Below are 9,225 nucleotides of genomic sequence, written 5' to 3' on the forward strand. Positions count from 1 at the left end.
GAGAGTATCCGCTGAATCGAAGAATGGCCCCGATCGAAGAGTTTGGCAATCTGATGAATAGTGTCACCCTTGCGCCAGCGGTCCCACATCAGCGCTTTCTGGGTCTCGGAGTAGTAAATTCTCGGTCGCTGCTTCATTTGCAACTCCTCCGCTGCTCGCGCAGATTCTAGGTGTTGCGTCGACCGGTTGAATCCGCCACCTGAAGCCGTCATTCGATCCCGCTGATACTCGGCGACCACGCTGTACGGAAAGTCGCGTCGAGCAATCACCAAAGCTTGCCATTTGTTGAGACTGCCAGCTCTCTGATGGAGAGTCTGGCGAAGCCTTCGCCAGACTCTGAGAATGGAGAATGGAGCGCGCATTTGTCGCTCAGGCTTGCCGAGGTGGTCGGAATCTCTACAGATCCGACTGCCGATGGCAAAGCCGATCTTGTGCGCAGCGAGCGCGTTCAAGTTTAAGCACTATCGCGGCCAGCTAAACCGATTCGTCCCCGCTGCCCTCTTGCTCCATGAGCCGTCTCAAACAGGGCCGCCCGCAGGTCAGTACGAGACCGGCGTGACAAGGCTCGGCGCGCCGAACTCAACCAAATGTGCGTGCGACGACTCAAAATATCCCTGCCAGAAATCACGCAGATCGTGGACGGTCTTCGAATCGCGATAGCCATCGCGCTGCGCCTGCGTACCACTGGTCGCGGGCGGCATCATCGCGCCACCAAGCACATAGACCTTCGCTCCACCGAGATCCGCGAACATGCCATTCGCGCGTGCCTTCGCAAGCTCCGTCGATGGGTTGATATCGCGCACACCACCATGCGTATAGAACGACGAGGTGCGCGAGTTCTCCAGTCCGTCAGTCACGACGAACAGCACCTTGTCCGACGCCGCATCATTACGCACGGCCGGCCCCAGCTCGCCAAGCGCCGCCATGATTTCAGAAGCGTTGAGTGTCGAAGTCGACTCTGCCATTGCCTGCCGCGTGGTCGACGCCGCCATCTTGCGCGCGAACGCGAGTTGCTGGCCGAAGCAGGCCTTGATCTGCGGTGCTTTTGTGATCGGCAGCGTGTTGTAGGCATCATCGGGCAGCGGTTGTTCAACGTAACCGGTATGAAGCACCTTGAGGTAATGAGCCTGGGCAAACGCGGAAAACTCAGCGATCACGAACTTCGCACCCGGCTGGATCATACGATCCACGTTGTCGAGCACCGATTGCTTGAGCGACTGATCGAGCAGCACGGTTTGATCGATGAGAACGTACACTACACGCGCCGGCTGCTGTGGCGCGGCTGCGAGATGGAACGCACCGTAGCAGCTCGGCACATCGTTGACGAGTCCTGCGTGCGCCGCAGTGGCAACGTTGAGCGCGGCCAGCGCAACGGCCTTGCCTAGTGTCTTGAAAATCTTCATGTGCAGTCAGTCGGTTTGCCGCGGCTCCCGGGAAAGGTGCCACGGCGATCATTCAGGAGGCTCAGTCGTCCAGCAGGTCGCTGAACTTCTCAGTCGTTTTCGCAAGCCGCTTTCGGCGCTTGATTTCATCGCTCAACTGGGCAAAGTCATCGCTGGAAAGCGTAGACGCCTGTTTCTCGAGGAACTCGCCCTTCGCGAGATTGTCGGGCAACGCCGCGAACGCCTGTGCAAGCGCGTTGATGTCCGCCGCCTCCTCCACAGGCGAAGTGGGGCGCGCGCGCGCTGCCTCGATTGTCGCCTGCGCCTCCTGCAGCGCCGCCCGCTCATCGGCCTGCACACGTATGAGCGTTGTGTCCAGCGTCTGTGCGAGCGGGCGCGTTGCTGCCGGCTTGCTACGAATGCCATCGGTACGCAGGATGGCGGCTTGATACGCCTTGATCACCTGATCCTGCTCGCCCGACGAGAAGTTATGGTTCTTCAATGCGAGCTCGTAGCGCAATTCGCGCTCGCCTTCGCTCTTACCCGTGGCCACGTCGGCGGCGACCCTGTCGATCACGTTGTCGCGCGCCTGCTCTTCGCGTTGCTCGCCGTGCTTGAGGAACGACTCAAACGTCAGCGTACCGATGCGGTGATTGCTTTTCTTGCGAGCTTCCCGCAACTGCGTGAGGAAACTTTCGGCACGCGCGATCCTCGGCTGGAGAAAGCGTGCGCGGAACGTTTCGAACGAAGGCTGGTTGCGCGTGAAGTCGTAAGCCGCTTCGCCCTGCCCGCTAAACGTCGATTTGAATGCAACAATAAAGGCCGTGAACTGCGTGACGAGATAGATCAGCGCGAGCATCAGAGAAGCCGCGATACCCTGAACCTTGTAGTTGCCACCAAGGCTTTCGGCGACGTCCTTGCGACTCGCCTGCTGCGCCTGAGCGACGCTCGGCGGCAATGCCGACGAAGTGCCCGCTGAATCGAACGGGCTCGCATCGCCCCCGCCCTGAACGCCATTCGTCTCCATCGAGACAATCTGGCGCGTTGCTTCGCTTTCCACGCCATTCACGCGGATCACGTAGATCGCCACCATGATCGCAATGATGATCGCGCCCGATACGACGAGCAGGATCGGGCCTTTGACGCCCGGATCGTCCACCCGGTTGGCAAAGCGGCGCGGCAGCGGATTCTGCCGCACAGCGTTCGTATTCGGGTCGATGTAGTAGGCGTCCTGATCCTGGTCGTCGCCGAGATCGATACGAACTTCGAGACCTTCCGAACCATGGCGCTTGCGAAAGTGCGAGAACTTCGCCATTTCCGCGCCCGTCGTGTGCGTGAGCAGCGCAAGCACGATCGCGACCGCTAGCGCCAGTACGCCCGCCGCGAGGTTCGCCTGAGACGGTGTGATTTCAGTGGACATCCACGGCGCGAGCACATAGCCCGTGCCCACGGACTCAGCGAGAATCAGCACGAACAGGCCAACGCGCGCCATCATCGAAGGCGGATGGATATCGGTCTGCTGTGTAATCTTCAGATAGTTCTTCGCGCGGCCGAACTGGCCCGCCGTCACTTCCGTGTTGCTCGATCCCGAGATGACCGACTTGAAGGTCGTGCACAGCGTAAGCTCGGCCTGGACGAGCCCGTCGTTCACCGTCGAATCGCCGCTCTCTTTCGTGAGACGCTGGAATTCGGCCCGATGGTCGTTCCCGAATGCCCACCAACGTTTATAAGCGAACGCAGTGAAACGGAAGCTGTCGGCACGAAGCCAGAAGAAAAAGGCCGCCAGAATCGTTGCCACCGTCACGGAGACGAGGAACGGCAGCGAAGACAGCGCTGAGATGATGGCATGTTGCACGATGGCTTATCCCTTCGATGAGAAATTGACGACTGCCTTGTATTCCGCGTCGTTCCACGGATAGACGACGAGACCACTGCCCGAAGCGGACTTCGTCGGCACGCGCAGATCGACGCATTGCGCCGAGCCTTGCAGGAAGACGCGATAGAGCGTCGCGTCAGCGCCGCGATACACGTTCACCGGTGCGTCCCTGAAGCGCGCGATGGGTGCAGCGGCATAACCGCTGCCCTCGCGGCGATATATCTCGGCGGTGACGGGTGGTACGGGCGCCGCCGCGTCACTCGGTACATAGACGCGCAACAACGCGACAGCAGTGTCGCCCTGGCTGCCGAACCACGGCTGGCCATACAGGCCCGGCATCGAATCCTCCACCTTGAGGGGCTGGTTGGTCGCGAGTGAGCGAATCAGCGTGCTCGCGTGCGGCCGGTCCTGCAAACACGAACCAATAATGACCGGCGTGTCGGCATGCGCGTCCGTGATGAAATTGAACATCGACGACTTGTCTCTGGACGCCCCCAGATTGACCTGATAACCCGCCGCAGGGAGCGGCTTGCCTGCAAAGCCCAGACCACCGGCTGCCCCCACCGGATTTGCTGGGTGTGCGCTTGTGGAAGCAACTGCCTGCGCGCCTGGGGCACCCGGCACGTCGCCTTTGGCGCTATTAGATGTGGTGTCCGCCGACGTTGTTTCTGCGCGCACCGCCTTCTTGCGCGTGACCTTGTGAATCGCTGCCGCCGGTTGCGGCGTCGTCGGCGTATTGGACGCGAGCAAAGCGGGCGTCGTCAGGCTTTCGCCGGCAGGTGCGAGGTCGCTCGTGCGCCAATCATCCTGACCCGATGCTCCCGGGTCAGCCTGACGCGCGACGGCGAAGTTGGCGGGATTCGCGGAGCGGTTGCTGGCATACGCCTTCAACGCATCGAGGTTCGGCACGTCGACGACTTCGACGCGGTTGTTGTCGCTGCGGCCTTGGACCGTACCGTTCGGCGCGATCGGCAGCGAGTCGCCCGCGCCTTGATATGCAATATTGGCGGCCGGCACGCCATGCTGGCGAAACACTTCCGCAACCGCTTTCGCTCGAGCTTCCGAAAGCCGTGCGAGATCGGGACCCGACATGTTGTCGCGTTCGTCGCTATGACCCACGATCAGCAATTGGCGCTGTGCCGCCGCGTTCTGGTTCGCGGAATGTGCGACCGCAGTCTGTCGTGCGTTCTGGGCATTGCCCGTTTGCGCGTCCAGCGATGTCGCGAACGTTTTCGGATTGTACTGGTCAGCCACCTTGCCCAGATACTCTTTCGCGCGTGGCGTGAGCGTCGCGGTACCGGGCAGGAACTCATCATCGACACCGCCCATCTGCACGTCGAGCCCCACTACATCGCCTTGGCCATTTGCAGCGTCAATGCTGGTGGCCTTGATTGGCGCGCTCGCGAGCTTCATCTGGTACTGCTGCGCAATGTGATAGAGATTGCAACGGCGCTCGTCCATCGCGTGTCCAATCATCATGCCGACCAGCGCGCCGATGCCGGTTCCTGCCACCGTGGCCGCGACATTCTTCCCAAGATAGTGCCCAACTACAGCACCTGCGCCCGCGCCAATGATTGCCGCGATGTTGCGGTCATTATTGGAACAGGGGTCGGGATTGTCGAAAACACTCTTGAATTCTGTCTTTACGGCCGGAGAAAACTCAGGTTGCCCCGTTTGCGGATTCACCGCGCAACCTGCAATCACCGTTGTCGATACGCCGACCAATATGCATCGTTTCATGCGGTATACGTTCTCTTTTTCACTGTGGTCCCCCGTCGCACCGCGCAAATTCCCAGACGGTTGCGATCACAACTTCCGATTCGATCGTGACAGTGTCACCTTTCTTATATCGGTATGGCGCGTGCAATCTTGAGGGCTGGACGAATTTGTCCAGGACCCGCGTGATTGTTTAAACGAATATGACGCCCCGCTCGCGATTGCAGCGCGATAACAGTGACGGCGTACGTGCGAACCGGCTATCGGAGTACGGAACACCGATCACGGCGAATATTTCGCCTTTATGAAGGAGGCGCGCGTGATCCAACGTGGCCGAACGCTAGCGTCCTATGCGAATTGAATAGATTTCACTTCTTTCCCCGAATTCGTATATTCATTTTGATTGACGCAAACTTTATCAGGAAAACACAGACGATAGCGCGCCAATTCGACTGCCGGATGAGTTCGTACACGAACCGACGTGTGAAGTCTCCCCGAACTGACTTGTCCACGAACACAGGCCGCTCAGGCTGGACAGTCTCAATCGTTTTTCCAGTCAGCGATCAAGATTTTCGAAATTGGATTTTTCTGCGATGTAAAACGTTTGCACGCTGATTCAAACGGCCGACAAATCGATAATCGGCATGCTCTCTTCGCTAGCTCACGGTGCATTCAAGTCGCTCCTTACCGTTGCATAGTCAACTACGCGTCAAGCTATCACCACTTTCCCCATTCAGGCCGGCAGCTGGTAACCACGAATTGGCAATTATTCTGGGCATCGCGATCGAGTACGCGGCTCCCCACTCTCTAAACCTCAAACGAATTTTGCCGATAAGGAGATCAAACATACCAACAAAGAACAGATCTTCGTGATGCTTTTCCGAACACTTGCGGCCATTCCGCTCGCTGCTGCCCTGACCCTTCTCAACGCATGCGCGACCAAACCGGCTCTGCCCCAAGTCTCCGAGCCGCCCTATACAGGCCCGCGCATTACGCTTCACACGGCACCGGGTCCTGCTGCACTCGCCATCCTGTCCGTTGATCCCGTGCCCACGGCGATCAGCTATCTGAACGCGCGACGCGCGGAACTCGGTCTAAACGTGATCGCTGCCGACCCGCTCGTGGCTGAAGCTGCGGCTGCACACGCGCACTACCTGGAGGTCAATCGCGCAAGCAGCCACGACGAGAGCGCGGGACTTCCTGGATTCTCGGGTACAGACGTCACAACGCGGGTGCGTCAGCACACTGAGACGACGGGGGCGAGTGAGGTTTTCGCTGTCTACTGAGGTCAGCGCGTTCCGGCGCTTCCGATTGAGGAGATATTCGATTCGCCGTATCACCGGGGTGCCATGCTCTATGACTGGGCACGCGCCGGCGAAGCCGTTGCGCCGGGCGATAGTCATATCACCGTCGTGGACTTTGCGGACCCCAAACCCGCGATTGCCGATACCGAACTCGTAGTCTATCCCTATGATGGCCAGAAGGACGCCCCGCTCTCATGGCAGAATATCGAGCAGCCCGACCCGATGGGACCAAATTCACGCTATCGCGGCGCTCTGCTCGGCTATCCGCTGACTGTGTCCGGTGGTACCAACGCACACATCCTGCTTGAGAAGTTCGAGCTTCGTGACGGACGCGGCAAGCCCGTGAGCTGCCAGATCGCACCGCTCACAAGCGCAGACACAGGGCGGAATACCGCTGTTTGCACGCCTTTCACAACGTTGCGTCCTGGCACGACGCGCCTGACACAGCAATTCGGGGTCGCCAATGCGCCCTTTGATGTCCGATGGTCATTCGCGACGATCGCAGTGCCGGTTCAAATGAACGACGTCGTCACACAAGCCGCAACGCAGTAACCTGCATGGACCTTCGTCGACAAGAGTAGCGCTCATCCGGCGAGGTCCGAGCGAGGCTCGGGACTCACTGCGAACCGTGTGCTGCAAAAACGACTGAAAGCGGATCCTGCGTGAATTTTCCAACCTGGGTTTCGCGTTGTGAAGCAATGCCCTCTGGCGAGGCGCATGGCCGTCACACTCCTTCGGCTCCACGAACGATTCTTTACGTCGCCCATACCAACTGCACGAGTATGTGGCTTACTGCACACAGCCGGATGTGCGAAATCTGGAAGTGGGCCGACTCTTCGCCTTAAATCGACTCGAGCACACAGTGCTCATCCCCTCGGACGGTTCCCAGCAGGCGGTCTGCAGACGCACCCTTTTCGTGAGGTCCCGATTCTATGCTCAGCATTGCGGATTACTTCATGCCCCCGCTTGCCAACTTCGAAGTTCAGCGCGCACAAATGGTGCCGGCCCTTACTGCATTGCGATTTGCAAATGCTGCGCTCGATTTTGCTTTCTATGACGTACAAGCGTTTAGCCGCACGCTTGCGCGCGACGGTGTAGAGCTTGACTGGACCGATGCAGCCGCCGACCAACCTGTGCAAGAACAAGCAAATCTCAGCGCAATGCTGAACCCCGAAGGCTCAATTCTCATCGTCAACGCGGCCAACGCACCTCACGTCCTGCGCTTCACCGATTTCCAGACGTTCGTCGATGCGCTCGCGAGCGGTGTCCATCGTGTTGAGGCCGTCTCGGTCAGCGGCGTCGGAAGCTCTGCACTCGGCTCAGCTGCCCTTGCGTGGAATGTCTCCACCGCTTTTCAACAGCCCGTTGCTGCGATCGTGCCTGGATACGGACTCGCGGATGTCGTGCAGCAAGCTCTCGGCGGATGGTTTGGATTCGAGATGTACAGCTACTGGATCAAACAGCCGGTCCAGGACATACTCGCTCGCGTTGCACCGGATGCCGCAACAATAGGACGCCAACTTCTCGCGACCACACCAGGGCACGCCGTGGCGCCAGGCACAGGCGTGCCGGTCTTTCGCCGCGGAAGTGGCTCCTCGGATGTCCTCCACGCCCTGCTGCGACTAGCGAACAACTTCACGACATTGGTCGGTCATAGCAAAGGTGCACTGGTCATCGGAAATGCAATCGCCGACCTTCCTGATGAGTGCCTTGAGCGTCTTCACATCATGACCTTTGGCTGCGTGATCGCGGAGAATACGCACGTCAAACGATACGATCAGTTTCTTGGCACTTTCGACGCGCTCGGCTTTCTGAACTCAGGAGGAAATCATGCCGAACACAGCATACCTGCATGGCACAGCACAAATACAGAATCTTCATTGTCGATGCGGGTCGAGCAATTGGTAACACTTCCGGCGGCGGAAAATTAGAGGGAGTCTGGAGCGAATCCAAAAGTCTAAAGCTTAATACGAAGCTAGTCAGCTGGCTTATACGCGCCGAAGAGCGCAGTTACCAGTGTCCATTTCTCGAATCGCGAAGACACAATCAGCTGTAAGACATCGCTCGCCCGACGATGAGATACGGCAGAAATGCAACCGGCATCGGTTATTCAAGGCTCTTAATGAGCGCTAGAAGCGGCAGCCTAGACAGTGCCCCATACTGAGTGCTAGCGGTGCGAGATGCGCCACACCGAGAAACGAGAAGATCGTTGACACGACTCGCCTCAGAACCGACAGCCTGGCGACAGGTGCTTTCAGATTTCCCGCGACGCGTCGGAGATCTGGTGGACCCGCGCATCCAGCACGCGAAGCTGCAAAGGCTCCGTGGTGATTCCCCATGCGTGCAACAGGCCGTCAAAAGAAGCCTCGACGTTCCTGGAGCGTGGCTCGGGCAATGGAACGCCTGTTGATCGGTAGCGAGCGGAGCCGCGTCGAGCTGCCTCTCCATTTGCGCGCTCGACGACGCCATTGCGTAGCGCGTACCGAATGACGTCCGATGCCTCGCGGGAACCCATCAATCCTGAGGCTGTGATTTCGCTAACCGACGCACTTTCACGTTGCGCCAACCACCCGAGCAACGCGAGTGCACCTGTGTAGACTTTCATGCCTGACCTCCCGCTTTCGGCCTCGTTGTGATTTTTCGGTGGCCTGTAGATCGCGTAGGTTCAGAGCACACCGCGCTACTCCTTCAGTGCCTTCGTGTCACAGCAGACCGCCGACAATATGGTTATCGGTTGAAATTCCCGAGGGCTTGAATCGTCTGCAAAAGTCGGGGGGGCTGTGTCCAGTTCGCCACTTTCGCGCACGGGTTCGTGCAATTACTTCATCCGCAAACTACTTCGACGTATCGAACGTGACGCCACCATCCCGTTAGAGCGTGTTAGGCACTTGCGGCCAGACCTGGTATCCTGGCCAGATGGCAAAACGCAGACCCTACCCGACGGATG

8 protein-coding genes and 1 pseudogene are annotated in these 9,225 nt (G+C 59.0%); 4 read left to right on the top strand and 5 right to left on the bottom strand.

What is annotated here, in order from left to right; translation table 11 throughout:
- From SB764_RS37725 to SB764_RS37735, 3 genes and pseudogenes are all read right to left on the bottom strand, one after another.
- Positions 1–452, bottom strand: a pseudogene (locus SB764_RS37725) (hypothetical protein); the annotation flags it as partial.
- A gap of 87 nt (positions 453–539) precedes the next feature.
- Complete coding sequence (locus SB764_RS37730; protein ID WP_410866425.1) at positions 540–1,403, bottom strand: hypothetical protein; 864 nt, start codon at positions 1,401–1,403, stop codon at positions 540–542.
- Positions 1,404–1,464: 61 nt separating this feature from the next.
- Positions 1,465–2,697 carry a hypothetical protein gene (locus SB764_RS37735; protein WP_410866426.1) on the bottom strand — a complete coding sequence of 411 codons (1,233 nt, stop codon included), beginning with the start codon at positions 2,695–2,697 and terminating at the stop codon, positions 1,465–1,467.
- 189 nt (positions 2,698–2,886) lie between these two features.
- Here SB764_RS37735 and SB764_RS37740 point away from each other — a divergent pair, with 189 nt between their 5' ends.
- Positions 2,887–3,219, top strand: a complete 333-nt coding sequence (locus SB764_RS37740; protein WP_410866427.1) for a hypothetical protein — start codon at positions 2,887–2,889, stop codon at positions 3,217–3,219.
- 24 nt (positions 3,220–3,243) lie between these two features.
- Here the strand turns inward: SB764_RS37740 and SB764_RS37745 are convergent, their stop codons facing one another.
- Positions 3,244–4,983 (bottom strand): OmpA family protein, encoded by a 1,740-nt coding sequence (locus tag SB764_RS37745; RefSeq protein WP_410866428.1) that lies wholly within the window; start codon positions 4,981–4,983, stop codon positions 3,244–3,246.
- 860 nt (positions 4,984–5,843) lie between these two features.
- Between SB764_RS37745 and SB764_RS37750 the strand changes: the two genes are divergently transcribed.
- The 3 genes from SB764_RS37750 to SB764_RS37760 all read left to right on the top strand — a co-directional run bounded on the left by SB764_RS37750 (position 5,844) and on the right by SB764_RS37760 (position 8,209).
- On the top strand, positions 5,844–6,260 hold the full coding sequence (locus SB764_RS37750; protein WP_410866429.1) for a hypothetical protein: 417 nt from the start codon (positions 5,844–5,846) through the stop codon (positions 6,258–6,260).
- Positions 6,261–6,323: 63 nt separating this feature from the next.
- Positions 6,324–6,830 (top strand): hypothetical protein, encoded by a 507-nt coding sequence (locus tag SB764_RS37755; RefSeq protein WP_410866430.1) that lies wholly within the window; start codon positions 6,324–6,326, stop codon positions 6,828–6,830.
- A gap of 404 nt (positions 6,831–7,234) precedes the next feature.
- Positions 7,235–8,209: a hypothetical protein gene (locus SB764_RS37760; protein ID WP_410866431.1), complete on the top strand. Its 975-nt coding sequence runs from the start codon at positions 7,235–7,237 to the stop codon at positions 8,207–8,209.
- Positions 8,210–8,532: 323 nt separating this feature from the next.
- Here the strand turns inward: SB764_RS37760 and SB764_RS37765 are convergent, their stop codons facing one another.
- On the bottom strand, positions 8,533–8,883 hold the full coding sequence (locus SB764_RS37765; protein ID WP_410866432.1) for a hypothetical protein: 351 nt from the start codon (positions 8,881–8,883) through the stop codon (positions 8,533–8,535).
- Between the last annotated feature and the right edge of the window lie 342 nt (positions 8,884–9,225).

This window comes from Paraburkholderia sp. SIMBA_027 (assembly GCF_046535315.1).
Classification (GTDB): domain Bacteria; phylum Pseudomonadota; class Gammaproteobacteria; order Burkholderiales; family Burkholderiaceae; genus Paraburkholderia; species Paraburkholderia tropica.